The 26741-nt window shown below is 62.8% G+C and carries 26 protein-coding genes, 1 other RNA gene and 1 riboswitch; of the genes, 10 read left to right on the top strand and 17 right to left on the bottom strand.

The features are described 5' to 3' along the window. Positions 1 to 97 precede the first annotated feature (97 nt). From B7G53_RS15035 to oxc, 3 genes are all read right to left on the bottom strand, one after another. Positions 98 to 511: a PAS domain-containing protein gene (locus tag B7G53_RS15035; protein ID WP_096669106.1), complete on the bottom strand. Its 414-nt coding sequence runs from the start codon at positions 509 to 511 to the stop codon at positions 98 to 100. Between the two features lie 113 nt (positions 512 to 624). Further along, the gene (frc, locus tag B7G53_RS15030) at positions 625 to 1896 is read right to left on the bottom strand and encodes a formyl-CoA transferase (protein ID WP_096669104.1); all 1272 of its coding nucleotides are present in this window, start codon (positions 1894 to 1896) and stop codon (positions 625 to 627) included. 33 nt (positions 1897 to 1929) lie between these two features. Then, complete coding sequence (oxc, locus tag B7G53_RS15025; RefSeq protein ID WP_096669100.1) at positions 1930 to 3660, bottom strand: oxalyl-CoA decarboxylase; 1731 nt, start codon at positions 3658 to 3660, stop codon at positions 1930 to 1932. Positions 3661 to 3855: 195 nt separating this feature from the next. Here oxc and B7G53_RS15020 point away from each other — a divergent pair, with 195 nt between their 5' ends. Further along, a complete protein-coding gene (locus B7G53_RS15020; protein ID WP_096669098.1) occupies positions 3856 to 4464 on the top strand; it encodes a Crp/Fnr family transcriptional regulator in 609 nt (202 codons plus the stop codon). A gap of 36 nt (positions 4465 to 4500) precedes the next feature. Here the strand turns inward: B7G53_RS15020 and B7G53_RS15015 are convergent, their stop codons facing one another. The 10 genes from B7G53_RS15015 to gcl all read right to left on the bottom strand — a co-directional run bounded on the left by B7G53_RS15015 (position 4501) and on the right by gcl (position 15282). Beyond that, positions 4501 to 5334, bottom strand: a complete 834-nt coding sequence (locus B7G53_RS15015; RefSeq protein ID WP_096669096.1) for a cytidylate kinase family protein — start codon at positions 5332 to 5334, stop codon at positions 4501 to 4503. Between the two features lie 15 nt (positions 5335 to 5349). After that, positions 5350 to 6879 carry a tripartite tricarboxylate transporter permease gene (locus B7G53_RS15010; protein WP_096669094.1) on the bottom strand — a complete coding sequence of 510 codons (1530 nt, stop codon included), beginning with the start codon at positions 6877 to 6879 and terminating at the stop codon, positions 5350 to 5352. A gap of 51 nt (positions 6880 to 6930) precedes the next feature. After that, positions 6931 to 7452 (bottom strand): tripartite tricarboxylate transporter TctB family protein, encoded by a 522-nt coding sequence (locus tag B7G53_RS15005; RefSeq protein ID WP_096669092.1) that lies wholly within the window; start codon positions 7450 to 7452, stop codon positions 6931 to 6933. 126 nt (positions 7453 to 7578) lie between these two features. Then, positions 7579 to 8601 (bottom strand): Bug family tripartite tricarboxylate transporter substrate binding protein, encoded by a 1023-nt coding sequence (locus B7G53_RS15000; protein ID WP_096669090.1) that lies wholly within the window; start codon positions 8599 to 8601, stop codon positions 7579 to 7581. Positions 8602 to 9014: 413 nt separating this feature from the next. Further along, on the bottom strand, positions 9015 to 10025 hold the full coding sequence (locus tag B7G53_RS14995; RefSeq protein WP_096669165.1) for a 2-dehydropantoate 2-reductase: 1011 nt from the start codon (positions 10023 to 10025) through the stop codon (positions 9015 to 9017). 20 nt (positions 10026 to 10045) lie between these two features. After that, positions 10046 to 10813, bottom strand: a complete 768-nt coding sequence (locus tag B7G53_RS14990) for a fumarylacetoacetate hydrolase family protein (protein WP_096669088.1) — start codon at positions 10811 to 10813, stop codon at positions 10046 to 10048. A gap of 8 nt (positions 10814 to 10821) precedes the next feature. After that, positions 10822 to 11205 carry a hypothetical protein gene (locus B7G53_RS14985; RefSeq protein WP_096669086.1) on the bottom strand — a complete coding sequence of 128 codons (384 nt, stop codon included), beginning with the start codon at positions 11203 to 11205 and terminating at the stop codon, positions 10822 to 10824. A gap of 497 nt (positions 11206 to 11702) precedes the next feature. Beyond that, positions 11703 to 12635 carry a 2-hydroxy-3-oxopropionate reductase gene (glxR, locus tag B7G53_RS14980; RefSeq protein WP_096669085.1) on the bottom strand — a complete coding sequence of 311 codons (933 nt, stop codon included), beginning with the start codon at positions 12633 to 12635 and terminating at the stop codon, positions 11703 to 11705. Between the two features lie 32 nt (positions 12636 to 12667). Then, entirely contained in the window at positions 12668 to 13447 is a 780-nt protein-coding gene (gene hyi / locus B7G53_RS14975; protein WP_096669083.1) for a hydroxypyruvate isomerase, read from the bottom strand. A 38-nt stretch (positions 13448 to 13485) separates the two neighbouring features. Next, the gene (gcl, locus tag B7G53_RS14970; RefSeq protein ID WP_096669081.1) at positions 13486 to 15282 is read right to left on the bottom strand and encodes a glyoxylate carboligase; all 1797 of its coding nucleotides are present in this window, start codon (positions 15280 to 15282) and stop codon (positions 13486 to 13488) included. A gap of 144 nt (positions 15283 to 15426) precedes the next feature. Here gcl and B7G53_RS14965 point away from each other — a divergent pair, with 144 nt between their 5' ends. After that, entirely contained in the window at positions 15427 to 16335 is a 909-nt protein-coding gene (locus B7G53_RS14965) for a LysR family transcriptional regulator (RefSeq protein ID WP_096669079.1), read from the top strand. A 96-nt stretch (positions 16336 to 16431) separates the two neighbouring features. Then, positions 16432 to 17391, top strand: a complete 960-nt coding sequence (locus B7G53_RS14960) for a LysR family transcriptional regulator (RefSeq protein WP_096669077.1) — start codon at positions 16432 to 16434, stop codon at positions 17389 to 17391. A gap of 6 nt (positions 17392 to 17397) precedes the next feature. Here the strand turns inward: B7G53_RS14960 and B7G53_RS14955 are convergent, their stop codons facing one another. The 4 genes from B7G53_RS14955 to B7G53_RS14945 form a co-directional block, all read right to left on the bottom strand. Beyond that, positions 17398 to 18198 (bottom strand): sulfite exporter TauE/SafE family protein, encoded by an 801-nt coding sequence (locus B7G53_RS14955; RefSeq protein WP_096669075.1) that lies wholly within the window; start codon positions 18196 to 18198, stop codon positions 17398 to 17400. 49 nt (positions 18199 to 18247) lie between these two features. Beyond that, a non-coding RNA gene (ssrS, locus tag B7G53_RS23435) (6S RNA) lies at positions 18248 to 18427 on the bottom strand. 46 nt (positions 18428 to 18473) lie between these two features. Further along, positions 18474 to 18839 carry a cell division protein ZapA gene (locus B7G53_RS14950; RefSeq protein WP_096669072.1) on the bottom strand — a complete coding sequence of 122 codons (366 nt, stop codon included), beginning with the start codon at positions 18837 to 18839 and terminating at the stop codon, positions 18474 to 18476. Next, positions 18836 to 19096: a cell division protein ZapB gene (locus B7G53_RS14945; protein ID WP_096669070.1), complete on the bottom strand. Its 261-nt coding sequence runs from the start codon at positions 19094 to 19096 to the stop codon at positions 18836 to 18838. The genes B7G53_RS14950 and B7G53_RS14945 overlap by 4 nt, the downstream gene beginning before the upstream one ends. Before the next feature lie 37 nt (positions 19097 to 19133). Further along, a riboswitch (cobalamin riboswitch) is annotated at positions 19134 to 19421 on the top strand. An 83-nt stretch (positions 19422 to 19504) separates the two neighbouring features. On the opposite strand from B7G53_RS14945, the gene B7G53_RS14940 reads away from it, so the two are divergent. Genes B7G53_RS14940 through B7G53_RS14910 form a run of 7 tightly spaced genes read left to right on the top strand, consistent with a single transcriptional unit; the run spans position 19505 to position 26737 of the window. Then, positions 19505 to 21331 (top strand): TonB-dependent receptor domain-containing protein, encoded by a 1827-nt coding sequence (locus tag B7G53_RS14940; RefSeq protein WP_096669163.1) that lies wholly within the window; start codon positions 19505 to 19507, stop codon positions 21329 to 21331. 12 nt (positions 21332 to 21343) lie between these two features. Beyond that, positions 21344 to 22678: a cobyrinate a,c-diamide synthase gene (locus B7G53_RS14935; protein ID WP_096669068.1), complete on the top strand. Its 1335-nt coding sequence runs from the start codon at positions 21344 to 21346 to the stop codon at positions 22676 to 22678. Continuing rightward, a complete protein-coding gene (locus tag B7G53_RS14930; protein WP_096669066.1) occupies positions 22675 to 23475 on the top strand; it encodes a cobalamin-binding protein in 801 nt (266 codons plus the stop codon). The genes B7G53_RS14935 and B7G53_RS14930 overlap by 4 nt, the downstream gene beginning before the upstream one ends. Continuing rightward, a complete protein-coding gene (gene cobU, locus B7G53_RS14925; RefSeq protein WP_096669064.1) occupies positions 23468 to 24055 on the top strand; it encodes a bifunctional adenosylcobinamide kinase/adenosylcobinamide-phosphate guanylyltransferase in 588 nt (195 codons plus the stop codon). Before B7G53_RS14930 ends, cobU begins: the two co-directional genes overlap by 8 nt. Next, on the top strand, positions 24052 to 24930 hold the full coding sequence (locus B7G53_RS14920; protein ID WP_096669062.1) for an ABC transporter substrate-binding protein: 879 nt from the start codon (positions 24052 to 24054) through the stop codon (positions 24928 to 24930). Before cobU ends, B7G53_RS14920 begins: the two co-directional genes overlap by 4 nt. Then, complete coding sequence (locus B7G53_RS14915) at positions 24927 to 25946, top strand: FecCD family ABC transporter permease (protein ID WP_096669060.1); 1020 nt, start codon at positions 24927 to 24929, stop codon at positions 25944 to 25946. The genes B7G53_RS14920 and B7G53_RS14915 overlap by 4 nt, the downstream gene beginning before the upstream one ends. Before the next feature lie 23 nt (positions 25947 to 25969). Beyond that, positions 25970 to 26737 (top strand): ABC transporter ATP-binding protein, encoded by a 768-nt coding sequence (locus B7G53_RS14910; protein ID WP_255250024.1) that lies wholly within the window; start codon positions 25970 to 25972, stop codon positions 26735 to 26737. The last annotated feature ends 4 nt before the right edge of the window (positions 26738 to 26741 follow it).

Genomic DNA, 26741 nt, shown 5'->3' with positions numbered 1-26741 from the left:
GGGGTATTCGTCCATGGCTGAAGCCATGGGGCCGGCCTTTTGGCCGGTTCAGCCCCTATGTTAATCACCGTGTCCCGGTCTTGCATTTCCACCCGGTTCAGGGCGCGCTGGCCTGGGGGGCTAGCTGGCTTTCCAGCTCCATCAGGCGTTTGCGCAGGTTGCGGTCCTCCGTGAAGCGGGCGGTTTCATCGCGGATCACCGCAACGATGGCCGCCACCTTTTTGTCTGGCGCATGAAGCAGGGCTGCCGTGAAAGCGATGGACAGCTTGTGCCCATTCTTGTGCACGGCAGGCACGCGCAGCACGTCGTTGCCGTCCGTGGCCACGGTCTTCTGGTAGCCGTCCCAGTGGCGTTGCTGCTGGCACTGCGGCATGATGATGTCGAGCGACCGGCCCAGAGCTTCCGTTTCGGTGAACCCGAACATGCGCTGCGCAGCCGGGTTCCACATGGTGATGGCACCGCTGGCGTCGGAGGCCTCGACGAACTGCTTTAAGTCGATGGTGGCTTGCATGGTTCGGTTGCTCGTTCCGGGGCTGTGCCGGTCAATGGCCTCTTAAATAAAGACGGCGCTCAACCTGAACGCCGTCTTTGCGAGTCCTGAAGACTAAAGTGTCGCTTTCGCGATCAAACCGCTTTCGCAGTGTGCATGGCCGCAATCTGGTCCTTGCTGTAGCCGAGCTCGGCCAGGACCTCATCGGTGTGCTCGCCCAGCAGGGGCGATGCCGTTACTTCGGGCTTGGTGTCAGAGAACTTGATCGGGCTGCCCACGGTGAAGTAGCTACCGCGCACTTTGTGCGGTACTTCAACGATGGAGCCACTGGCGCGCAAGGATTTATCATGCAACAACTCCTTCATCGACAACACGGGTGCGCAAGGAATATCAAACTTGCGGAAGACGTCCACGGCTTCGAACTTGGTCTTGTCAGCGATGAATGCTTCAATCGTGGCGAAGATGTCCATGATGTGTGGCTGGCGTGCTTTGGCCGTGGTGTAGGCGGGGTCAGTTTTCCACTCGGGTTTGCCCAGTGCGTCGCAGATTGGTTCCCAGGCGTGCCCCTGGACCGTGAAATAGATGTAGGCGTTGGGGTCGGTTTCCCAGCCCTTGCATTTCAAAATCCAACCGGGTTGTCCGCCACCGCCGGCATTGGCGCCACGCGGCACCACGCCGTCTTTGAAAGCTTCCATTTCATGCGGATATTGCGGGTACTCTTCCAGATAGCCAAGGTTGTCCAGACGCAACTGGTCGCGCATTTTGACGCGGCACAGGTTGAGCACACTGTCCTGCATGGACACGGCCACCTTCTGGCCCTTGCCGGTCTGCTGGCGGCCGATATAGGCCGTCAAAATGCCGATGGCCAGGTGCATGCCGGTATTGCTGTCGCCCAAAGCGGCAGACGAAATGGTGGGACCTGAGTTCTCGCCCTTCCAGTAGCCGGTGGTTGACGCTGCGCCGCCTGCGCACTGGGCCACGTTTTCGTAAACCTTCAGGTCTTCGTAGTGGTGGCCGTCAGAGAAACCCTTGACGGATGCCAGAATCATTTTTGGGTTGAGTTCCTGGATGTATTCCCAGGTGAATCCCATACGGTCCAGCGCGCCCGGTCCGAAGTTTTCAACCAGAACGTCACTTGTCTTGATGAGCTTTTCCAGGATGGCCTTGCCTTCGGGCTTCTTCGTGTCCAGCGTCAGGCCGCGCTTGTTGCTGTTGAGCATGGTGAAGTACAGCGCGTCAGCGCCTTCGATGTCACGCAACTGGCTTCGGGTGACGTCGCCAGAGCCAGGACGCTCGACCTTGATCACGTCGGCACCGAACCAGGCCAGCATCTGAGTGCAGGCGGGACCGGCCTGAACGTGGGTGAAGTCGATGATCTTGATGCCCTTGAGGGGTTTGTCTGACATATTCATATCTCCTTGTGAAATGCTCGGGGTAACTTATTTCTTTTTCGCAGCGCTGGTCGGGTTCAGGCTGGTGATGCGGCCGCTCTCGGTGCCCGCGCCTTCGTCGATGATGGCATTGATCAGGGTCGGCTTGCGCGACTTGATGGCTTCTTCCATGGCGCGGCGCAGCTCGGCCGGGGTGGTGGCTTGCACGCCGACGCCACCGAAGGCTTCCATCATCTTGTCATAGCGTGCGCCCTTGACGAACACCATGGGCGACGGATCCTTGCCGCCGGTCACATTCACTTCATCGCCGCGGTAGACGCCGTTGTTGTTCATGACGACGATGCAGACTGGCAGGTTGTAGCGGCAGATGGTTTCGACTTCCATGCCGGAAAAACCAAAGGCGCTGTCACCCTCAATGGCGATGACAGGCTGGCCGCTTTCCACGGCGGCAGCCACGGCAAAGCCCATGCCGATGCCCATGACGCCCCAGGTGCCGACGTCCAGGCGCTTGCGCGGCTTGTACATGTCGACGATGCTGCGGGTGAAGTCCAGCGCGTTGGCGCCTTCATTGACTAGCATGGCGTCCGGGTTGGCCTTGACGATGTCGCGCACCACGTTGAGCGAGCTGTGGTAATTCATCACAGGCGGGTTCTTCGCCAGCGTTTCTGCCATCTTGGCGACGTTCTTGTTCTTGCGGTCGGCGACGGCACTGGTCCATTCGGCCGGGGCCTTGGCCCAGCTGGAGCCCATGCCTGCGAGCAGGGCCGAGACGCAGGAACCGATATCGCCGACCAGCGGGGCGTCGATGGCCACATTGCTGTCAGCCTCGGTCGGGGAGATGTCGATCTGGATGAACTTCTGGCCACCGGCGTTTTTGTGGCCCTGACCGCCCCAGGTCTTGCCCTTGCCGTGCGAGAGCAGCCAGTTCAGGCGCGCGCCGACCAGCAGCACCACGTCGGCTTCCGGCAGCACGAAGGAGCGGGCGGCCGAGGCACACTGTTCATGGGTGTCGGGCAGGATGCCCTTGGCCATGGACATAGGCAGGTAGGGGATGCCGGTCTTCTCGATCAGGGTCTTGATGTCGGCGTCGGCCTGGGCGTAAGCGGCGCCCTTGCCCAGCAGGATCAGGGGCTTCTTGGCGCTCTTGAGCAGGTCCAGGGCGCGCTTGACGGCGTCCGGGGCCGGGATCTGGCGCGGGGCGGCATCGACCACCTTGATCAGCGAAGCCTTGCCGGCCGCGGCGTCCATGGCCTGGCCGAACAGCTTGGCGGGCAGGTCCAGGTACACACCGCCCGGGCGGCCAGAGACGGCGGAGCGGATGGCGCGGGCGATGCCCACACCGATGTCTTCGGCATTGAGCACGCGGAAGGCGGCCTTGCACAGGGGCTTGGCAATCGCGAGTTGGTCCATTTCCTCGTAGTCGCCTTGCTGCAGGTCGACAATCTCGCGCTCGCTGGAGCCGCTGATCAGGATCATGGGGAAGCAGTTGGTGGTGGCGTTGGCCAGCGCGGTCAAGCCGTTCAGGAAGCCGGGGGCGGACACCGTCAGGCAGATGCCGGGTTTGCCGGTCATGAAGCCGGCGGCGGCGGCGGCGTTGCCAGCGTTCTGTTCGTGGCGGAACGAAATCACGCGCATGCCTTCAGCCTGCATCTTGCGGGTCAGGTCCGTGACCGGAATGCCCGGCAGGCCGTAGATGGTGGTGATGCCGTTGAGTTTCAGCGCATCGATGACAAGGTGAAACCCGTCGGTCTGTTCCAGTGATTCAGTGTCGTTTGTCATGTTGAATGTTTCTTCGTTTGACTTCGCTAAAAGGTTGAGCAACGCGGTGCCGCCTCTCTGGCGAGCTAGGCCCGCTGCACCGTCCGGGTATCATAGGAGTTGCTTCGGATTTTACCCTTGACCGCGGTCAATTTTCGCCATATCCAGGCCTCCTGAATGAGTGCGATTTACCTCCTGCCGAACCCTGACCCATCCATGTCATCCATACCAGAACATCCCGAGAGAAACATCATTCGCGTGCAATTGGCGCAGAACATCGTTCTGAAGGGAATGACGGTGGAACAGAGCGCGGAACTCGAGTCTCACCTGGTCATTGTTGATGGCCAGAAAGGTGATTTCCTGCTGCAGCAGGGGGTTCACGAAATGGAGCAGTATTTCATCCTGGAGGGTATCCTCAAGCGGGTGGTGACCAACGAGCAGGGCAAGGAGATGATTCTTCGTTTTGCCGACGAGCGCGACATGGAAACCAGCTACGCGGCCTGGCGCCTGGGCACGCCCACCCCGTACAGCACGGTTTGCGTCACCAAGGTTCGGGTGGCCAAACTGCCGCTGCCGGAATGGGTGGCTTTCCTGGAACGGCACCGCGCGCTCAAGGAGTCTTTCGAGTACAGCGTCATGCGCCTGATGAGCGAAATCATGGCGCATACCATCACACTGCATCTGCTGGATGCACCGGGGCGCGTCAAGCGCTTTTTGCGCAAACATCCCGAACTGTTTGACCGGATTCCGAAGAAGGAATTGGCGTCTTACCTGAACCTCTCCGCAGAAACCCTGAGCCGGCTCAAGCAGCGCGGCAAGATCTGAGCCTGCAGTTTCTGCTGCAGGTGCAAGGCCCTCCTGTCAGGTTTTGGCTGACGCGAATCGGCGGCTCGAGGCCATCAGGCGGAGTTGATTATCAACGCTGACAATGCCGGCCACGGTACTGGCAACACGGGCCGCTTCTGCGCTTTCGTGCGCATTGATCACAATTCCGCTGAGCACGGCCTTGCCGTTTTTTGACTCGATGTTGATGTTGATATCGCGTGTCGATTCATGGTCTTTGAGCGCCGCACGAATGCGCGCATTCAGTGCCAGGTCGGCCAGCATGGCGCGGGACTCTGCGGTTTCCTGGAACTCCGGCCGGCTGGCCAGGTGCCGGATTTGCTCCACGCAGCTTTCGACCGAGACGCGATCGGTGTTCAATACCAGGTCGTACAGAAGCGGGTCACCCCAGGTCACGCCGAACTGGTCGTGCATGCGGGAAGCATGGGCGTCGTCGCTGCGCCGCACCTCGGCTTCGGCAAATGACTCGTCGTCGGTTCCGAGGTGCTCCATCAACCATGCCACGCGCTGCCTGAAGGGGCGGGTGACCCGTACCCGCAGCACGTGCCGCACCGGACGCAGCAGGCAGGTTGCCCCCCAGCCACGCAATACGATATTGCCCTTGTCGGCCAGGTCGAAAACCTCCTGCGCGGTGTACACGGCGACACGTTCCTTGTCCGTGGTCAGGCGCTCGACGAGGCCCGCCTTGCCCTCGCGCAGCCGGCTGATCAGGCTTCCGGGAACGTGCATCCTGCCCGCCACGTTCTCCAGAACCTCATGGCGCATGATGGCCAATTGGCCCGCCTGGGCAAGTTGCAGGGAGACATCTTTGGCAAGAGATCCCATCTCCTGGGTCATGGCAATAACGGGCATGGCGCTCTCCTGTATTTAATCAACGGGCTGTTCTGCTGCGAATTCCGCGCGCTTGGGCGGGCGGATTTTGGCGATAAGACGCGCCACCAGCGGCCAGAACAGCAGGACGAGCGCCAGCGTGCTGATGCCGCCAACCAGCGGGTTGGACCACAGAATGGACATTTCGCCCTGGGAAACCAGCATGGCCTGGCGGAAGGAGTCCTCCGCCTTGTCTCCGAGAACCAGCGCCAGCACCAGCGGAGCGAGCGGGTAGTCCAGTTTCTTGAACAGGTAACCGATCACCCCGAAGAGCATCATGAACCAGATGTCCAGCATGGCGTTGTGGACGGTATAGGCACCAATGGCGCAGATCACCACAATCACCGGGGCGATGATGGAAAACGGAATGCGCAGGATGGAGGCGAACAGCGGCACCGTGGTCAGCACGACGATCAGGCCGACGAGGTTACCCAGGTACATGCTGGCGATCAGTCCCCAGACGAAGTCTTTTTGCTCGACGAACAGCAGCGGTCCGGGCTGCAGGCCCCAGATCAGCAGTCCACCCAGCAACACGGCAGCTGTTGGCGAGCCGGGAATGCCCAGCGCCAGCATGGGCAGCAGAGCGCTGGTGCCGGCGGCGTGGGCTGCTGTTTCGGGGGCAATCACGCCCTCGAGCTGGCCGGTCCCGAACTTGGCGCCGTCCTTGGACATCTTCTTGGCCACGCCGTAACTCATGAACGAAGCCGGGGTGGCGCCGCCAGGGGTGATGCCCATCCAGATGCCGATCAGCGAACTCCTGACGGAAGTTGCCCAGTACCGCGGCAGTTTTTTCCAGGTTTCAAACACCACCTTGGGGTCGATCTTGGCGCTCTTGCCGGAGAAAGCCAGGCCTTCTTCCATCGACAGCAAGATTTCACCGATGCCGAACAGCCCGATCACGCCGATCAGGAAGTCGAAGCCGCGCATCAGGTCGGGAATACCGAAGGTCAGGCGCAACTGCCCGGTGACGGTGTCCATGCCCACGGCCGCCAGTGCAAAACCGATGGTCATCGAGGCCAGGATCTTGAAGGGGGAGCCTTTGCCCATGCCCACGAAGCTGCAGAAGGTCAGCAGATAGACGGCAAAGAATTCGGGAGGGCCGAACTTGAGTGCGAACTTGGCGACCAGGGGTGCCATGAAGGTAATCATCACCACAGCCACAAAAGCGCCTATGAACGATGACGTGAATGCTGCCGTCAGCGCTTGACCTGCGTGGCCTTGCTGCGCCAGGGGGTAGCCGTCAAAGGTGGTTGCAACCGACCAGGGTTCACCCGGTATGTTGAACAACACCGAGGTGATGGCGCCGCCAAAAAGGGCACCCCAGTAAATGCACGAGAGCATGATGATCGCCGAGGTTGGCGTCATCGTGAAGGTCAGGGGCAGCAGGATGGCCACGCCGTTGGCACCACCCAGTCCTGGCAGCACGCCGATCAGCACGCCAAGGATGATGCCTACGAACATCAGCAGGATATTCATTGGCGTCAGGATGACGCTGAATCCGTGAAAAAGCGAGTTTAGTTCGTCCATGGAAATATCCGGTCAGTAAGGTTCAATAGTCTGGTGTCGGGGTGAAGGAGCTCAGTAACCCAGGAAACTCAAAAGGTCGAATTGCCCCTTGAACAGGGGTACCTTGAACCAGACCTCGAACATGAAGAAAAACAGCACATTCACGGCCAGCGCTGTGATAACGCTTTTGACCCGGGAGTACTTGCCCAGGATGATCATGAACAAGGCGATGTAAAGAGCCGAAGCCACATACAGGCCTATGAACTGCACAGCCAGCACGTAGACAAGGGCGGGCAACAGCACGGACAGGACACGCTTGAGCTGCACGCTGTCGACAAAAATCTCGGTGTTCCTGTTTTTTCCGAACAAGGCCGGGATCATGATGCCGGCGCCGGAAATGCAGAGGATGATGCCGATGTAAAACGGGAAATAGCCGGCACCGGGGCCGTCGCTGGTCCATCCCGAGCCCAGCGCCCAACTGCCCTGGATGACCACCGCCCCCAGGACCATGATAAGAAAGGCAACGATGGCTTCGATGACGTTGGTGGCGACGCCCGAGCGTTGCCCGGTGCCGGATAAATCGTTTGGCTCCATCGGGGGAACTCCTGCTGAGTAATTGAATAGCCCTGGATCGGGCGAACAGTGATTGGTCGGCAGGGCCGGCGCCGGAAGCGGCCGGCCCTGCGGTGAAAAGGCCCTCGTGCGGGGCCCTTTCTTTTTTTATTTCGCGATGAAGCCGGCTTGCTTCATCAACTCGCGATGCCGCTGCTCGGCGCTGCCGAGCCATTTTCCGAACTCGTCGCCTGACATGGTGGTCTGGTTGAAAGCACCTTTTTCCATGTAGTCTTTCCACTCCGGGGTGTCGCGGACTTTCTTGAGCAGGTTCTGGTAGAACTCAAGCTGGTCTTTTGACACGTCCGGTGCCATGAAAATTCCGCGCAGCATGGTGTAGTCGGTGGGCACGCCGGCTTCCTTGCAGGTGGGGATGTCGCTCCATGACATTGTGTCGGTAACCTTGGTCTTGTAGGTCATGCGTTTGTCATCAAATACGCAGAGTGCACGCAGCTGGCCGGCGCGCCACTGGGCAACAGCCTCGATCGGGTTGTTCACCGACGAGTCAATGTGTTTGCCGACAAGCTGCACAGCCACTTCACCGCCGCCCTTGAACGGGACGTAGATGAATTTGGTTCCGGTGGCCTGCTCAATGCCGACAGTGATGATCTGGTCTTCCTGCTTGGAGCCGGTGCCGCCCATCTTGATTTTGCTGGGGCCTGCAGCTTTCACGGCTGCCAGGTAGTCTTTGGCGTTTTTGGCGGGATTTTCTGCATTGACCCACAGCACGAACTGGTCCAGTGCCATCATGGAAACCGGTGTCATGTCGCGCCAGTTGAACGGAACGCCGGTCGCCAGCGGTGTGGTGAACAGGTTGGACAGCGTGATGATGATTTTGTGCGGATTGCCTTTTGCACCTTTGACCTCGAGAAAACCTTCAGCGCCCGCGCCGCCGGATTTGTTGACAACAATCAGCGGCTCCTTCATCAACTTGTGCTTGATGACGATGCCCTGAATCAGGCGAGCCATCTGGTCAGCACCACCGCCAGTGCCGGCGGGAACAACAAACTCTACCGGCTTGGTCGGCTCCCAGGCCGCGTGTGCCGGCGCAGCCATCAAAGCCACCGCTGACACGGCTGCGGCCGCGGCCGCTGCCAACTCATTCCGGACCTTCGTGAATCTGACTTTCATCTCGTTGTCTCCTGTTGTTGAGTAACTCTGTCCTGGGCTGGAAGTCTTTCCAGTCTCCACGTCGAAAAGTATCACGGGGACATGGTCTTACCAAGTGGGGCTAACAGCTCTTGACAGTGGTCAAGTTTGTCGATTTTTCAAGCTGGCCTAGGGGTTTTCACCGAGGGTTGTTCCGGCAGATACGGTGGGAAGGGCGGGAATCAGTTTGTCTCCCTGAGGGCGGGCAACCCGCCGTAGCTGAAGGCACTGGACCTCGGCAAGACTTGCGAATTCGCCACCCCTTTCGACGCGGCCGTCGAAGGAGGGAAGAAGGCGCTGGCGCCGTGGGGGGCACGTTCTTCGCACGTTACTTTTTTTACCCTGGCGCGCTCAGGAGCGTGCCGGTCCCCCGGGAGACTCGGACGAGGCGGCGTTCAGGCGAGGGGCTGAAGGTGTACCTGGCCGCGCTCTTCTTCCATGGTCCTGGCCAGCAGCTTGACCAGCGCGTAGACCGTGTCGATGTGGGGCGTCGGCGTTTGCGTGAGCCGCCCGAGTTCCACCACCGACCCCACCAGCGCGTCGATTTCCGGCGCACGCCCGGCCTCGATGTCCTGGAGCATGGAGGTTTTGTGTTTGCCCACTTTCTCTGCGCCGGCGATGCGTTTGTCCAGCGTCACGCGGAATTGAATGCCCAGCTTGTGCGCCACTTCCTGTGCTTCGCCCATCATGCTGGCGGCCAGCTTGCGTGACAGCGGGTACTGGCAGATGTCCACGAGGGTGGAGTGGGCCAGCGCGCTGATGGGGTTGAAGGTGAGGTTGCCCCAGAGCTTGAGCCAGATCTCGGAGCGGATGTTGTCCAGCACCGGCGCCTTGAAGCCGGCCTTGCCAAAACACTCAGAGATGCGCGTGACACGTTCGCTGATGGAGCCGTCGAGTTCGCCGAGCGGAAAGCGGTCGCCTTCGATATGCCTGACGACGCCTGGGGCTACCAGCTCCGAAGCCGGATAGACGACACAACCGATCACGCGCCACGGTGGAATCATCTCCGACAGCATGCCTCCCGGGTCCACGCTCTGCACCCTGCTGCCTTCGAGCGGGCCGCCGTGTTTGTGAAAGTACCAGTAGGGGATGCCGTTTTGCATGGTGACCACGGCGGTCTCGGGGCCGAGCAGCCTGGGCAGGTCTTTGGCCACCGCCTCCACCTGGTGCGCTTTCATCGCCAGAATCACCAGGTCCTGCGGGCCGGCTTCGGCATAGTCATCGGTGGCCTTGACGCCTGCGGCGACCTGCTCGGCGCCATCATGCATGATGAGCTTCATGCCCTTTTTCCGGATGACTTCCAGATTGGCGCCCCGCACAATGAACGTGACGTCTTCGCCGGCCAGGGCCAGTTTCGCGCCTACATAGCCACCGATGGCCCCGGCGCCAATGATCGCAATCTTCACACGCATTCTCCCGGCAAAAATTATTCGAAACGGTTGCAGAGCTTGCCGATGCCGGCAATTTCCACCTCGATGGTGCTTCCCGGTTTCATGGCGCCCACGCCGACCGACGTTCCGCAAAGGATAATATCGCCCGCATACAAAGTCATGTCCTGCGAAATCAGGCTGACCAGCTGCGCCACGGAAAAACGCATGTCGCTGATGGGATAGTCCTGGCGGACTTCACCATTCAGGATGGTTCTGACCACCAGTTGTGCCGGGTCAAGGCCGGTGACCACCGCTGGCCCGAAAGGGCAGAAAGTATCGAAACCCTTGGCGCGCACCCATTGCGCAAACGAGGCATCGCGATTCAGGATGTCGGCCAGCGTCACATCGTTGGCGCAGGTGTAGCCGAACACATGCGCCAGTGCATGGCGCTCGGTGACCTGCCTGCAGGTTTTGCCGATGACGATGCCCAATTCGCCCTCAAAGACCACCTTGCCGCCGCAGGCCGGCTGGCGGATGGACCCGTTCGGGTCCAGGTAGGAGTTGGGTGCCTTGATCAGGTACAGCGGCTCGGCTGGAATGGGCAGCTTGAGCTTTTCGCCCAGCGCATGGAAATTGTTCCACAGGGCGATGATTTTTGTCGGCAGGACCGGCATCAGCAGCTCGACGTCTGCCAGTGGCATCACCCGGTCCGTGGGGACTGCGCCGCCGAACATGTCCCCTTCGAAAATCCTCACTTGTTCACCCTCCAGGGTGCCAATGCGAACGGTGTTGTCTTCCTTGAAGCGTACCCAGCGAGTGGACATTCCGGCCTTCAAGTCTGAAGGGCGGTTGGCGCATACCGCTGCGCAGGCGCACTGTTTTGCGTATTCCGGCCACCGGCGGGCGCCAGCGCACTGCCGGACCAGCTGGCGCAGGGTGCCATACCTGCCCGGTTGCTGGCCATGCTTGCATGGCATCGGGCCCTGGCGGCTTCGATGGCTTCGACCAGGAAGTCCGCTTCGTAGGCCCGCAGCAGATGCGACTGCTCGGTTTCCAGGTAGGTGCGCACAGCGTCGCGGCTGCCAGCCTGCAACCGGACGTAAGTGGCGGCATCCCAATGCCAGCTCAGGCCGAGTTCTTCAAACGCGGCGTTGTAGGCATGGCGAGCCTGGTCGGCCCGATCGGTGGTGGTGTTGTCAAGCAGGGCTTTGAGCATGGGAGTTCTCCTTGAATGGGGTGACGCTCTGGCGGCAATTCCGGCGTGTAGGTGTTGCACCGGGCTTGAGGCAACTGTAGAAAAAACGAACGATTAATGATAGTTAAAGTATTTGATAATATTCATTACTGATAGCTAATGGATTGAGGCGGCCTGCATGATGCGCTGACCTTGTCTTCTTCAGGTGCTGCCAAAGGGGGGGGCGACATTTGCAGAGCGTATTTTGTGAAGAGCTCGGCCGGTGTGGCCGGCCAGCAGGAGGCCGTCACAGACGACTTGAACGGCCGGGTTGAAGCGGCGCCGGCGTTGGGGTTGAGACCCCTGGTGGGGAATGAGGCCCGCCGGCAGAGCAATGCTGTGCCACGTCATGCTCGGGGCCACTGCCAAGGCTGATCCGGATCACGGTCCAGCGGAGGCAACAGGCCATCAGCGCAGGCAGCCCGCTGCGCGAGGGAAAAGCAGACCTTGCGCTCAGTGCATGAATTCGTCGCGGACGATCATCCGGCTGGTTGGCCGATTTCGAAGTTGGCCAATTTCTCCAGCGCCCGCACCATGGCCGAGTGGTCCCAGGCCTTGCCGCCGTGGGCGACACAGGAGTTGAACAGCTCCTGCGCGGTGGCCGTGTTGGGCAACGAGATGCCGAGCAGGCGCGCGGTGGAGAGCGCCAGATTCAGGTCCTTCTGGTGCAGCTCAATGCGAAAACCCGGATCAAACGTGCGCTTGACCATGCGTTCGCCATGCACTTCCAGAATTTTCGACGACGCGAAGCCGCCCATCAAGGCCTGGCGCACACGCGCCGGGTCGGCGCCGGCGCGGGCGGCAAACAGCAGCGCCTCGGCCACCGCTTCGATGGTGAGTGCCACGATGATCTGGTTGGCCACCTTGGCGGTCTGGCCGTCGCCATTGCCGCCGACCAGCGTGATGTTCTTGCCCATCAGCTCGAACAGCGGCTTGATGCGTTCAAACACGGCTTGCGGGCCGCCAACCATGATGGACAGCGTCGCATTTTTGGCCCCGACTTCCCCGCCGGATACCGGGGCGTCGAGGTAGTCGCAACCCAGCGCGTTGATTTTCTGCGCAAAGGCCTTGGTGGCGATCGGCGAGATCGAGCTCATGTCGACGACCACTTTGCGCACGCTCGCGGCCGAGTCGCCGGGTGGTCGCTTGAGTCCGGCGGCGACACCTGTCTCGCCGAACAACGCAGCTTCCACATCGGGGGTGTCGGGCACCATCATGAAGATGATGTCCGCACGTTCGGCGACGCCGCGGGCGCTCAGGCACTGGGTGGCACTGCCGCTGGAAATTGCCTCGGGCATCTTGCCGCGGGTGTAGACAAACAGCTGGTGGCCGGCATCGATCAGGTGGCCGGCCATGGGCGCGCCCATGATGCCCAGGCCAATGAAGCCGATTTTCAAGGCGTTTGAGGTCATTGTGAAGGAGATCCTTGTTGAAATGAAATGGGTCAGAGCGCCAGGCGCTGGCGCCAGCCCAGGCCGGCTTCGGTTGTGCCTGCTGGTTTGTATTCGCAGCCGATCCAGCCGCCATACCCCAGGCGATCCAGGTGCGCGAACAAAAACGCATAGTTGATCTCGCCGGTACCCGGCTCATGGCGGCCGGGATTGTCCGCCAGCTGGATGTGGCCGATGCGCGGCAAGCAGGTTTGCAGCGTCCCGGCCAATTCACCCTCCATGCGCTGCGCATGGTAGATGTCGTACTGGACGAAGGCGTTGTCCGCGCCCACCTCGTCAAGAATGTCCAGCGCCTGCGCTGTGCGGTTCAGGTAGAAGCCGGGAATGTCGAAGGTGTTGATCGGTTCGATCAGCAAATTCAGTCCGGCTTTTTTGAACTCACCGGCGGCATGGCGCAGATTGGCGACGAAGGTCTGCCTGAGGGCTGCGTCGCCCACGCCTGCGGGCGCCTTGCCGGCCAGGCAGTTGAGCTGTCCGACACCCAGGGCTTTGGCGTAGGTGATGGCCTTGACCACACCGGAGCGAAATTCCTCCACGCGATCCGGGTGGCAGGCGATGCCGCGCTCGCCGGCCTCCCAATCGCCGGCGGGCAGGTTGTGCAGCACCAACTGCAGGCCATGGCTGTCAAGCCTGGCCTTGATGTCGGCGGCGCTGAAGGCATAGGGAAAGAGGAATTCCACGGCCTTGAAGCCGGCCTTCGCGGCAGGTTCAAAGCGGTCGAGGAAAGCATGCTCGGTAAAAAGCATGCTGAGGTTGGCGGAGAATTTTGGCATGGCTTGTCTGCTGAAAAATGGTTGGTCGTCAATCCTGATTACTCAAGCAGGCCGGCCAGTTCCAGGCCTTCACGGCCCTTGGGGTGGCGGCAGTCGATGTCTTCAAACTCGTTGACCTTGTCGATCTCCGTGCCCATGGCGATGTTGGTGATCTTTTCGAGGATCACTTCCACAACCACCGGCACCCGGTATTTGCGCGCCATCACCTGTGCCTCGACCATGGCGGCATTGATTTTTTCAGGGTCGGTCACCCGCAGCGCCTTGCAGCCCAGGCCTTGCACCACGGCCTGGTGGTCCACGCCGTAGCTGCGCAAGTCACCTTCGCCTTCCGGGACGTTCTGGTTCTCGAAAGCCAGCTGCACGCAGTAGTCCATCTCAAAACCGCGCTGCGCCTGGCGGATCAGGCCCAGATAACTGTTGTTGACCAGCACCTGCACATAAGGCAGGTTGAACTGCGCGCCCACCGCCAGTTCTTCCATCAGGAACTGAAAGTCATAGTCGCCGGACAGCCCGACAACGGTACGTGTCGGGTCGGCGGCCACCACACCGAGGGCAGCCGGAATGGTCCAGCCCAGCGGCCCGGCCTGGCCGCAGTTGATCCACTGGCGCGGTCCGTACACATTGAGGAACTGTGCGCCGGCAATCTGGCTCAGGCCAATGGTTGTCACGTAAATGGTGTCGCGTGGAAACACCTTGTTCATCTCCTCATACACGCGCATCGGCTTGATGGGTGTCTCGGTGAAGTGGGACTTGCGGTGCATGAGCTTTTTGCGCTCGGCGCAGCGGGCGGCCCATTCGCCATAGTCAGGCAGGTTGTTGGCCGCCTTGCGTTCGCGGGCGACTTGCACCAGCAGTTCCAGTGCGGCCCTGGCGTCGCTGACGATGCCAAAGTCGGGGTTGAAGACCCGGCCGATCTGCGTCGGCTCGATATCCACGTGCACAAAGGTGCGGCCCTTGCAGTAGACCTCGGTTGAACCGGTGTGGCGGTTCGCCCAGCGGTTGCCGATGCCGAAAACGAAGTCACTGGCCAGCATGGTGGCGTTGCCGTAGCGGTGGCTGGTCTGCAGGCCGCACATGCCGGCCATCAGGGGATGATCGTCGGGAATGGTGCCCCAGCCCATCAGCGTGGGGATCACCGGCACGCCCGTCAATTCCGCAAACTCGACCAGCAAGCTGGAAGCATCGGCATTGATGATGCCGCCGCCGGCGACGATCAGGGGTTTGCTGGAAGCGGCCAGCATGTCGAGCGCTTTTTCGATCTGCCTGCGGCTGGCGGCCGGCTTGTACACGGGCAGCGGCTCGTAGGTGTCGATGTCGAATTCAATTTCGGCCATCTGCACATCAAAAGGCAGGTCGATCAATACCGGGCCGGGGCGCCCCGAACGCATGAGGTGAAAAGCCTGCTGGAAGGAACGCGGCACCAGCGCCGGCTCACGCACTGTCACGCTCCACTTGGTGACCGGTTTGGAGATGGACTCGATGTCCACCGCCTGGAAATCTTCCTTGTACAGGCGCGCGCGGGGCGCCTGGCCGGTGATGCACAAAATGGGGATGCTGTCGGCAATTGCCGAGTACAGCCCGGTGATCATGTCGGTACCGGCCGGGCCGCTGGTGCCTATGCACACACCGATGTTCCCGGCCTTGGCGCGCGTGTAGCCCTCGGCCATGTGCGACGCGGCCTCGACGTGCCGGGCCAGGATATGCGTGATCGACTGGCGCTCACGCAGTGCGGAATAAAACGGGTTGATGGCCGCACCGGGCACACCAAAAGCTTGTGTGATGCCTTCTTTTTCCATCACCAGAACGGCGGCCATGGCGGCCTTCATTTTTGCCATCGAAGTCTCCTTGAGGGTTGCTGATCGTTGGACGCATGGTCGCGGCGTTGGTGATTGCGGGGAAGCCTCCTCCCGTGCATTACGCTTATTCCAATCTGGAATAAATGATTGCCGGGCCGATAGCTCCGTGGTCTACTTGCGGTCATGGATCGCATTCAGGCCATCCGGCTTTTCATTCGCGTGGTTGACCTGGGCTCTTTCAGCAAGGCCGCGGCCGACATGGGCATGGGCCAGCCGTCGGCCACCAAGCTGGTGGTGCAGCTGGAAAAGCAACTGGGTTCGCGGCTGCTCCACCGATCGACGCGCGGCGTGACACCCACCGAGATAGGCGCGCTGTATTACGCCAAGTGCAAGCTGATCGCACACCACGTCGAAGAAGCCGAGACGGTGGCCGCACTGCTGCAGTCGCAGGTGCAGGGCGGCCTTCGGATCACCACCTCGGTGGCTTTCGGACGGCGCGTGCTGGTGCCGCTGGTCATGCGTTTCATGCAACTCCACCCCAAACTGCAGATCGAGCTGAACTTCGAAGACCGTTATGTCAGCCTGGTTGAACAGGGGATCGACGTGGCGATCCGGATGGGCCCGCTGGCCGACTCGACACTGGGCGCGCGTTACCTCGGCATCAACCCATGGGTGGTGGTGGCTTCACCCGAGTACATCAAAAGGCGCGGCGCGCCGGCCAATCCCGCCGGTCTTGTCAAGCACGATGCGCTGGTCTACAGCACGGTGCAGGGTGATGCCCGCTGGCATTTCACCGGGGCGGAAGGCCATGCGCGGTCGGTTTCTGTGAGCGGGCCCTTGCGCTCGAACAATCTCTCGGCTCTGCTGGCGGCGGCGCGCGGCGGCATGGGCGTGGCCGCCTTGCCCAAGTATGTGGCGCATGAGTCGGTGCGCAGCGGTGCCCTGGTGCCCGTGCTGAGCGACTGGATGCTGCCATCGCAGGAAATCCATGCCGTTTATCCCTCGCCCCAGCTGGTGCCGGCCAAGGTCAGCGGCTTTGTCGGCTGGCTGCAGGGCCAGTTCGGCGACTCATGGTGGACCAATGAGAAGTAGCTGCAGCCGAGGCGGGGGTCTTGCCCCACGAACAATGACTCATCGCTAAACTGTTGAAAACATCAATCAGCCGAGCGTTATGGATAAAAGGAACGAATGAAGAATGCGACATTGCGTCAGCTCAAGGTTTTCGAGGCCGTCGCGCGCAACCTGAGTTTCTCGCGGGCTGCCGAGGAGCTGCATCTGACGCAGCCGGCGGTCTCCATCCAGGTCAAAAAACTGGAGGATCACGCCGGCCTTCCGCTGTTTGAGCAACTGGGCAAAAAAATCCACCTCACGCCGGCGGGTGTGGAGATGTTGCATTCCAGCCGCATCATCATACAGCAGTTCAAGGAAGTGGAAGAGGCCATGGCGCAGTTCAAGGGCGTCTCCGGCGGCAAGCTGAACGTTGCGGTGATCAGCGCCGGCGATTATTTCTTTCCGCGCCTGCTGGTGGAGTTCGCGCGGCGCCACTCCGGGGTGAAGCTGGACTTCGGCGTCTGCAACCGCGAAGAACTCCTGAACCAGCTGACCGACAACCTGACGGATCTGGCCATCATGGTGCGACCGCCGCTGGACATGGACACGGTGAGCGAGCCTTTTGCGCCGCACCCCTACGTGGTTGTGGCCGCACCCGACCATCCGCTGGCGGCCAGGAAGCGCATTCCCCTGTCGCGCCTGGCCAGAGAGCCGTTTGTGGTGCGCGAGAAGGGGTCCGACACCTGGAACTCGATGCAGGAAGGTTTTGGCGATCACCTGGCCGATCTCAACATCGCGATGGAAATCAAGAGCACGGAGACCATCAAGCAGGCGGTGATTGCGGGCATGGGTGTCAGCTTCCTGTCGGCACACACCATCAGCAGCGAACTCCAGGTCGGCAGCCTGACCGTGCTCGATGTGCAGGGCTTTCCTCTGATGCTCCACTGGTATGTGGTGCATCGCCGCAACAAGCGCCTGACACCGGTGGCACAGGCCTTCAAAACTTTTTTGATGACCGACGGCGGCGCGCTGATCGAGCAGACCATCGGCTTTCGTCCCAAGCCCGTGGCAAGGCGCCTCAAATCGGCCGCGCGCTAGAAAAAATCAGCGCAGCAGGAAGTACGCGGCCAGAACATACAGCACGGCCGCGAACACTTTCTTCAGCGGCCGGATGTCCATGCGGTGGGCTGTGCGTGCGCCCAGCGGTGCCGTGCTGATGCTGGCCAGCGAGATGACGATCAGACCCGGCAAATAGAGAAACCCCACCGAACCGGGCGGCATCTGCGGCAGGTCCCGGCCGGCCCAGATGTAGCCCAGGGTGCCGGCCAGTGCGATCGGGAAGCCGAGCGCTGCCGAAGTGCCCACGGCGTCATGGATTTTCACATTGCACCAGGTCATGAACGGCACCGAGACAAAAGCGCCGCCCGCACCCACCAGCGAAGACAACATGCCGATCACGCCGCCCATGCCGAAGGTGCCCAGGCGACCAGGCAGGGTGCGGCTCGGTTTGGGCTTGCGGTTCAGGAACATCTGGGTGGCGGAAAACGCCACGAAGACCGCAAACAGGATGCTCAGGATTTTTCCCGGCAGTGCCGCTGCCAGCTGGGCGCCGACCAGCGCACCCAGCAGGATGCCGGGTGCCAGCAGCCGGACGATGGGCCAGAGCACCGCCCCGCGCCGGTGATGCGCGCGTACCGACGAGAGCGAGCTGAAGCAGATGGTGGCCAGCGAAGTGGCGACCGCCATCTTCACCGTGTATTCCTGCGGATAGCCCTTGGACGTGAGGATGAAGGTCATGAAGGGCACCATCAGCATGCCGCCGCCAATGCCCAGCAGGCCGGCGAGAAAGCCGGTGCACAGGCCCAGCAGGAGGAGTTCGGCAATGAGTTGGGGCTCGAGGGACATCGGATCTGCGCTGGTGGCGTGACCCCGGTCAAGCCCGGGATGATGAAAAAAGGTGTCTGCGAATACCACCGGACCGTCATCCTGAACCAGGGTTCAGGTGGGCGAGGGCAGTCAGGTTTCGGGTTCGTCTAACGCGAGACGATCACGCCTGCCTGACAATTTACCAAGCCCGTGCTCTAAGAGCATTGGTACAAGGAAATATAAAGCCCGGTGTGTACCGCAGACGGTTCGATTGTAGGCGTTTGGCGCGCGCCGCGCTGGCCCCGAGGGCCGCTTTACAGCAGTCGGCCGTCCACGCCCAGCGCGTTGTCCAGGCGCTGCAGCAAGGCCGCCAGCTGCGGCTGCGCTGCGGCTTCGGCCGCCGACATGCCCGCGCCGTTGGACCTGGCCGGGGCGGCGGCCGGCGCCGGGGTGCTGTGCGCGGCCTTCAGCGCATTGGCCTCCAGCTCGGACAGCTCGAAAGCCAGGTTCAGGGCGGCCAGCACGGCAATGCGGTCACGCGCCTTGATTTTTCCGGCGTCGCGGATCTTGCACATGGCCGCGTCGACCTTTTCCACGGCGTCGAGCAGCCTGGTCTCGCCGCCCTCCGGGCAGCCGAGCAGGTAGCTCTGGCCCATGATCTGTACGTCAAGCTGCTTCATGAGTCCGATCCCACGGGTGTCCTGCCATGGGCCGGGCCAGCGGCCGACATCGGCGCGGACGAATCCGGCAGGCGTTCGAGCAGTGCATCGACCCGGGCGCGGGCGGCGCTCAGGCGTGAGCGCAGCGAATCACGCTCCTGCGTGAGTTCGTGCACCTGCTCGGTGAGCAGGGCATTGGTGCGCTGCAACTCCTCGTAGCGCAGCAGGAGCCGCTCGACGCGTTCGGCGATCTGGTCGATGTGGGTTGGGTTCGACATGGAAGTACCAATTGTAGGGTTTGCACAGTTTTGGCGCGTAGAATCTTGCCTGTTGGTGCTCGCGGTGTGGTTCACACGCTGCAGTTCAACGGGAAGCAGGAGGGAATCAACGCCATCCGCACCGGGTCAGCCCGGGCCGATTGCGCCTAGATTTTTAACCTGCGCTGCCCCCGCAACGGTAAACGGACGAATGTCGCACCCCTGATTCAGGCTCGGGGCACATTCAGCTTTCATCATCAGCCACTGAGCGTTCTGAACACGCGCTTGGGAAGGCGATGAGAGCAGTTCCGTCAGCCCGGATACCGGCCAACAAGGTGAACGCGCGCGTCTTTCATTGGACCGGGCGTTTTTAACGCTCATGCACTGGCGGGGAAGCCGGTGAGGGCCTTTTGTTGAATGTTTCTCATCATGAAAATCTGTGTTTCTCGTGTACGCGTTGCCGTGCTGCCGCTGGCTTTGGCCGCGGCTTTTCCTGCCTTTTCCCAAATCCAGGGAACAGGCGCCACTCTTAAAGAAACGGTGGTCGCGGCTACTCGCACACCGACACGGGCTGACGAACTTGTCAGCGACGTGGTGGTGATCGACCGGACCGGGATCGAAAAATATGCAGGCAGAACCCTGCCTGAAATTCTGTCCCGGGTTCCCGGTGTCCAGTTCAGCTCCAACGGCGGCCTGGGCAAGAACAGCAGCATCAACATTCGTGGCACCGAAGCCCGCCATGTCATCTTGCTGGTGGACGGCGTGCGCTATGGCTCAGCCACCACCGGTACGCCATCGTGGGACACCATTCCGGTGGACATGATCGAGCGCATTGAAATTCTGAAAGGCCCGGCCTCGGCGTTGTATGGCAGCGAGGCGGTGGGCGGTGTCGTGCAAATATTTTTGCGCAAAGGTACCAAAGGTTTCAGCCCTTACGCCTCGGTGTCTTTGGGGAGTGAAAAATACCGCCAGGTGGCCACCGGTTTGACCGGGGGAACCGGCCAGGTCAGCTACGCCCTGGGTGTTCAGAAAACCCGTGATGCCGGTTTTTCCAGCACCAATGCCAGAGTGGGAAGCAACTTCAACCCTGATCGTGACGGCTTTGACCAGGAGGCACTGAACGCCTCGGTGGCCTTGCAGATCAATGCCGCATGGAAGGTCGATGCCGGCCTTCTGCATGCAGACAGTGTGAACCACACTGACGATGGCCTTAACCGCGATACCCGCTACGCAGGACGGACCCAAACACTGCGGACCGGTGTTGAGGGCCGGCTCCTGCCGGGCTGGAAAACACAGCTGCGCTTCGGCCAAAGCGTGGATTCAAGCCGGGCCATTGTGGCTGCACCGGCCCTGTTTCCCAGCCTGTTCAAGACGACGCAGCAACAGTGGACCTGGCAGAACGATGTCGACACGCCGCTTGGCGTTGCGCTGCTTGGCATGGAGCACCTGGCGCAAAAAGTGGACAGCACGACCCGGTACACCGTGAACGAACGTACGGTGGCGTCCTGGTTTGCCGGACTCAACGGCAGCGAAGGCCGGCACAGCTGGCAACTCAATGTGCGCAGCGACAGCAATTCGCAGTTCGGCAGCGGCAACACCGGCTTTGCCGGTTACGCGTTCAACCTCACACCCGCTTGGCGCGTGCATGCCTCGCATGGCACCAGTTTCGTGGCGCCATCGTTCAACCAGCTGTATTTCCCCGGTTTTGGCAATTCCGCGCTGCAGCCTGAACGCGGCCGCAATACGGATATGGGCATCGCCTGGAGTGATGCGGGCCATACCGTGAAGCTGGTCCATTTTGACAACAAGATCCGTGGCTTCATTACCAGCACGACAACCCCCGTCAACGTGCCCCGGGCGCGGATTGATGGCTGGACGCTGGCTTATGACGGCTCGTTCGGCGCACTGACGCTGCGTGCTTCGGTGGACGCGCTCGATCCGCGCAACGAAATCACCGGCAAGCGCCTGCCGCGCCGCAGTGCCAGCCAGGTGACGCTGGGTGCCGACTACGGCGCAGGCGTCTGGACGGTGGGTGGCTCGGTGTTGCGGGCCGGAGGGCGTTTTGATGACACGGCAAACCTCAAGCCCGTTGACGGCTACACCACGGCCGATGTTTATGCAGACTATGCGCTCAACAAGGACTGGAAGCTGCAAGCCAGGGTCAACAACCTGACCAACCGGCAATACGAAACCATCCTGGGCTACAACCAGCCCGGGCGTGGCGTGTTTGTCACCATGCGCTACCAGCCGAAATAAAAGGAAGCTGTCTTGCCAAACAACCGCTGTCCCGCCATTCTCATCGCCGCCCCGGCGTCCGGCCAGGGCAAGACCACGGTCGCGTGTGCGCTGGCGCGCCTGCACACGCGTCAGGGACGGCGTGTGCGGGTCTTCAAGTGCGGGCCGGATTTTCTGGACCCGTACTGGCTGGCCCTGGCCAGCGGCGCGCCGGTGCACCAGCTCGACCTGTGGATGACCGGCGAGGCCGACTGCGCGCAGCGGCTGCATGATGCGGCACAGGAGGCCGACCTGATCATTGTCGAAGGCGTGATGGGGCTGTTCGACGGGCAGCCGAGCGCGGCCGATCTGGCGCAGCGTTTCGGCCTGCCGGTGCTGGCCGTCATCGACGCCGGGTCCATGGCCGGCACCTTCGGCGCGCTGGCCTGGGGCCTGCAGCATTATCGGGACGGCCTGCGCTTTGCCGGCGTGCTGGCCAACCGGGTGGCCTCCGACAGCCATGCGCTGATGCTCGAGGAAAGCCTGCGTGAGCCGGCTCACTGGCTGGGCGCCCTGATGCGCAGCAGTGCCATGACGCTGCCCGAGCGGCACCTGGGCCTGGTGATGTCCGATGAACTCGGCGACGCCATGCAGCGGCTGGACGCGGCGGCCGATGCGCTGGCCACCACCCCGCTCGGGCAGATGGGCGCGGACGACCTGCAGGCCTGGGCGGTTCCCTTCAAGGCGCCGGATCTGCCGGCGTTTCCGGCCGGTGCACTAGAGGGCCGCACGGTGGCCGTGGCGCGCGACGCCGCGTTCTGCTTCATTTACGCGGCCAATCTCGATTGCCTGCGCGAGCTCGGTGCGCAGCTGGTGTTTTTTTCGCCACTGGCCGACACCGCCTTGCCGGACTGCGACGCGCTCTGGCTGCCCGGCGGTTACCCCGAACTGCATCTGGAGGCCCTGGCGGCCAACCGCGCCATGAAGGACAGCCTCGCTGCGCATGTGCGCGCCGGCAAGCCGGTCTGGGCCGAGTGCGGCGGCATGATGGCGCTGTTTGAGGCGTTGCACACCGTCGATGGCCAACGCCACCCGATGTGGGGCGTGCTGCCCGGCAGCGTCAGCATGCAAAAACGCCTGGCCGCACTGGGCCCGCAGCAGCTTGGCATAGACGGTGGGACCCTGCGCGGCCACACCTTCCACTACTCGACCTGCATCACGCCGCTGCAGCCCGCCACCCGCACCGAAGCGGCGCCCGGGCGCAAGCTGCGCGGCGAGGGCGAAGCGCTGTATGCCTCGGGTTCGGTCCGTGCCAGCTATTTCCACGCCTGGTTTGCGTCCAGCCCGGCAGCGACCGCCCGCCTTTTTTCAGCGGAGCCGCAGCCATGAGGTACGGCCCGCAACGCATCGTCTGCATGACCGAGGAAACCACCGAGTGGCTGTACCTGCTCGGCGAAGAGGGCCGCATCGTCGGGATCTCCGGCTACACGGTCCGACCGCCGCGCGCACGTGCCGAAAAACCCCGGGTCAGCGCTTTTCTCAGCGCCAAAATCGACAAGATCCTGGAACTCCGGCCCGACTGCGTGTTCGGCTTTTCGGACCTGCAGGCCGACATTGCGGCCGAGCTGATCCGCAAGGGCGTGCAGGTCACGGTGTTCAACCAGCGCAGCATCGCTGAAATTTTCTCCATGATGTACCAGGTCGCGGCGATGGTCGGGCAGGCCGAGCGCGGGCTGCAGCTGATGCAGCTCATGCAGGACAGGCTGGCCGCCATTGCCCAGGCTGCGGCCGGCCTGAAGCGGCGGCCCCGCGTGTTTTTTGAGGAGTGGGACGAGCCGCACATCAGCGCCATCGCCTGGGTTTCCGAACTGCTGGGCGTGGCCGGTGGCGACGACTGTTTTCCCGAACTGGCGCGCATGGCCATGGGCAAGGACCGCATCATTGCCGACGGTGCGCAGATCATCGAACGCAACCCCGACATCATCATCGGTTCCTGGTGCGGCAAGAAGTTCCGGCCCGAAAAAGTCGCGGCGCGGCCGGGTTGGGAGAACGTCAACGCCGTCAAAAACGGCCAGCTGTTCGAGATCAAGTCGGCGGACATCCTGCAGCCCGGACCGGCCGCGCTGACCGACGGGGTAGAGCAACTGCACCGCATCGTCATGGACTGGAGCATGGCCCATGAGTAGCCTGTCCCTGGCTCGCAGTGAACTGATCCTCGGCGGCCAGCGCAGCGGCAAGTCGCGCCGCGCCGAAAGGCTGGCGCAGGGCTGGCTCGCGCAATTACCCGCGCACCGTGCGGTGCTGATCGCCACCGGCCAGCCCTGGGACGACGAGATGCGCGAACGCATCGCGCGCCACCAGCAGGACAGGGCCGAGCGGGTTCCCGGCATGTCCACGGTCGAAGAGCCACTGGAGCTGGCGCAGGCAATCACGGAACACGGCAACGCGCAGACCCTGGTGGTGGTCGATTGCCTGACGCTGTGGCTGACCAACTGGCTCATGCCCGCCGAAAATTCAGAGAAAAATAAGGCTGCAGCCCAATACCCACAAGCGCCAGCAGCTATGCTTTTGGAAGCAATCGAAGGCTGCTCCGGACCGCTGGTGCTGGTCGGCAACGAGATCGGACTGGGCGTGATACCGCTCGGGCGCGAGGTGCGCGCCTTTGTCGATGCGCTGGGCCGGCTCAACCAGGACGTCGCGCAAGCCTGCGAACGTGTGACCCTGATGGCCGCCGGTTTGCCGCTGACGCTCAAGGGCTCGCCATGAATCAGGCCCTGTGGTTTTTGCTGTTGACGGCGTGCGCCGCCCTGATGCCGGCGCGCGCCCTGCAACTGACCGACGACCGCGGCGTCAGCGTGAGTTTTGCGCAAAGCCCGCAGCGCATTGTCAGCCTGCTGCCTTCGCTGACTGAAAGTGTCTGCGCGATGGACCAGTGCCAGCGCCTGGTCGGTGTGGACCGGTATTCGAATTACCCCGCCAGCGTGCGCAGCCTGCCGGTGCTGGGCGGCGGGCTGGACCCGAACATCGAGGGCATCGTGGCGCTGCGGCCCGACGTGGTGCTGCTGGCCACGTCCTCACGCGCCAGCCAGCGCCTGGAGTCGCTGGGCATCAAGGTGGTGGCGCTGGAGCCCAAGAGCCATGCCGATGTCCGGCGTGTGCTCGGGAAAATCGGCGTGTTGCTCGATATCCCCGAGGCAACCGGTGCCGCACGGTTGTGGCGCACCATCGACGCCAGCATCTCGGCGGCAGCGCAGTCGCTGTCGCCCCGGGCCAGACGCGCGCGGGTGTACTTCGAAGTCAACCGCGGGCCTTATGCCGCCGGCGAGTCCTCCTTCATCGGCGAGACACTCACGCGCCTGGGTGTCAAAAACGTGGTGCCGGCGTCGCTGGGCCCCTTTCCCCGGCTCAACCCCGAGTTCGTGGTGCGCGCCAACCCCGACGTGATCATGGTCGGCAACCGCAGCATGCAGGCCATGGCGTCTTATCCCGGCTGGGGCAGCATCAAGGCCGTGAAGGAGCAGCGCATCTGCGTGTTCGGCGTGGTGGAGTCCGACGTGGTGGTGCGGCCCGGCCCGCGCATGGCCGAGGCGGCCCGCCTGATGGCCCGTTGTCTCGAAGACAAGGCGCCGGCCGCACCATGAGTCCGCGTTTTCCCAACCAGCACCGCGTGGCCCTGTTGCTGGCTGGCGGCCTGCTGCTGGCCAGCGCGGCCCTGCTGCTGCTGGGGGTGAGTGTGGGCAGCACCGGTTTTGAAAGTGTGCGCAACATGTGGCAGGACGCGCAGGCCCTGCAGATCGTCCGCGAGATCCGGCTGCCGCGCACCGTGGGGGCCTGGCTGGCCGGCGCCTTGCTGGGCCTGGCGGGCGCGGTGGCGCAAGGCCTGTTTCGCAACCCGCTGGCCGACCCCTACCTGCTGGGCAGCGCCTCGGGCGCCTCGCTGGGTGTGGCCCTGGCCATGGCGCTGTTCGGCGTCTCGCCGCTGGCCATGCACTGGCTGGCGCGCATCGGGCTCACCGGCGCGGCCTTTGTCGGCGCCGTGCTGGCCGTGCTGCTGACCCTGCTGCTGGCCAAGGGTGTGCAGCACACGCTGCGCCTGCTGCTGGCCGGCGTGATTGTCGGCGTGGTGCTGGGTGCCATCACCTCGCTGATTTTGCTGCTGACGCCCGAGATCATGCAGGCCATGCAGTCCTTCATGCTGGGCAGCACGGCCTTTGTCGGCTGGACCGCCTGCGCTGTGATGGCGGCGGTGCTCGCCTTCAGCGTGCTGGCCGCCTGGATGATGAGCCATGTGCTCGACGGCTTGGCGCTGGGTGAAGCCACAGCGCAAAGCCTGGGCCTGCGCCTGCCGCAGATGCGGGTGGCGTTGGTGGCGGTGCTGGCGCTGGCCACCGGCACCGCCGTGGCGCAGACCGGGCTGATTGCTTTTGTGGGTTTGGCCGCACCGCACCTGGTGCGCTCCGTCGTCAAGACCACCCACGGCCGCCTGACCGTGCTGGCCGCGCTGATGGGGGCGGTGCTGCTCACGGCCGCCGACACCCTGGCGCGCTGGCTGGTGGCGCCGCAGGAGCTGCCGGTGGGCGTGCTGACGGCGGTGCTGGGCGGCGGCTACCTGCTCTGGCTGATGCACCGGCATACCGGACGGGGGGCGGGCCTGTGATGCCAGACGCCGTTTCAGTTGTTGTGGATTCAGCAGCTATTGACGCCCGTTCCATCAGGGCCAGTCTCGGAAATGTCGAGGTCCTGCACGACATCTCGCTGGCGCTGCCGGCCGCGCGCTGGACCAGCATCGTCGGCCCCAACGGCGCCGGCAAGTCCACCCTGCTCAAGGTGCTGGCGGGCCTGTTGCCGCACCACGGCGCGGTGGCCTTGCTGGGCCAGCCGCTGGCCAGCCTGCGCGGGCGCCAGCGTGCGCAGCAGCTGTCCTGGCTGGGCCAGAACGAAAGTTCGGCCGATGACCTGACGGCTTACGACGTGGCCATGCTGGGCCGCCTGCCGCACCAGGCCTGGCTGGCCGCGCCCAGCGCCGCCGACCATGCCGCCGTCGAACGCGCGCTGCGCGCCACGCAGGCCTGGGACTGGCGCGCGCGCGCCCTCGGCCAGCTCTCGGGCGGCGAGCGCCAGCGCGTGTTGCTCGCGCGTGCGCTGGCGGTGGAGGCGCAGGTGCTGCTGATGGACGAACCGCTGGCCAACCTCGACCCGCCGCACCAGACCGACTGGCTGCTGATGGTGCGTTCCCTGGTGGCCGAAGGCAAAACCGTCGTCAGCGTGCTGCATGAAATTTCGTTTGCGCTGCAGGCCGATGAGCTGGTGCTCATGGACCAGGGCCGCATCGTTCACCAGGGGGCTTGCGGCGACGCGGCCACCCACCGCGCGCTCGAGACGGTGTTCGACCACCGCATCGCCGTGCACCCGCTGGCCGGCCAGTGGCTGGCTGTGCCGAAGCTATAACCAA

This window comes from Polaromonas sp. AET17H-212 (genome assembly GCF_002379085.1).
Taxonomy (GTDB): domain Bacteria; phylum Pseudomonadota; class Gammaproteobacteria; order Burkholderiales; family Burkholderiaceae_C; genus Polaromonas.
Note: the sequence above shows the minus strand (reverse complement) of the source record. Positions and strands in the feature narration are given on the sequence as shown.